This window comes from Bacillaceae bacterium S4-13-56, assembly GCA_040191315.1.
Lineage (GTDB): Bacteria > Bacillota > Bacilli > Bacillales > JAWJLM01 > JAWJLM01.
In genome coordinates this window covers 1-592 of the sequence record JAWJLM010000184.1, presented here as the reverse complement: position 1 = coordinate 592, position 592 = coordinate 1, and the positions used below count along the sequence as shown (strand labels likewise).

Annotated in this window: 1 protein-coding gene; it reads left to right on the top strand. The window is 37.7% G+C overall.

Annotated elements, in window-relative coordinates:
* Nucleotides 1-72: 72 nt before the first annotated feature.
* The gene (locus RZN25_18565) at nt 73-585 is read left to right on the top strand and encodes a ferritin-like domain-containing protein (GenBank protein MEQ6378790.1); all 513 of its coding nucleotides are present in this window, start codon (nt 73-75) and stop codon (nt 583-585) included.
* Nucleotides 586-592 lie beyond the last annotated feature (7 nt).

Sequence of the window (592 nt, the reverse complement as noted above, 5' to 3'; positions counted from 1 at the left end):
AAAATGGTTACCTCCCCAACTATTCTTACATAGGCTAACATGTGGGAATTTTATTGTAAGGAGAGGAAAACCATGAGTCATTATTATTACCCCTACGGATTACCTATCCAAGACAAAATGGATAGAAATATGAGCCCATCAAAAGCAAAGTTCAATATCCCCTATTCGCCATTGCTTGGGGACCAGTCTCAGCCTCAATTAATAAAGAATGTACACAAAGCTATAGTTGATGAAGCAACAGCTGCAAATTTTTATGCACGTTTACTTAAAGAGGCTCCTGATGAATTAAATAGAGAGTTTGTTCAACATGCCTATGAAGATGAACTTGAGCATTTGCAAGCTTTCATCCAGCTTTACATTCACCTAACAGGCAGACAGCCTGAATATCAAATGAAACAAATACAGTATTCGCACTATAAAGAAGGTATTTTGAAAGCTCTTAAGGATGAATTAGAGGCAGTTGAATTCTACCGGGACGTAAAACTATCTACGTGTGACCCTCTAGTACAAGATACGTTCTTCTTTGCCATGGTGGATGAGTTAGAACACGGCACACAGTTTGGAGTTTTACTAAATATGCTCTAATAGAAAA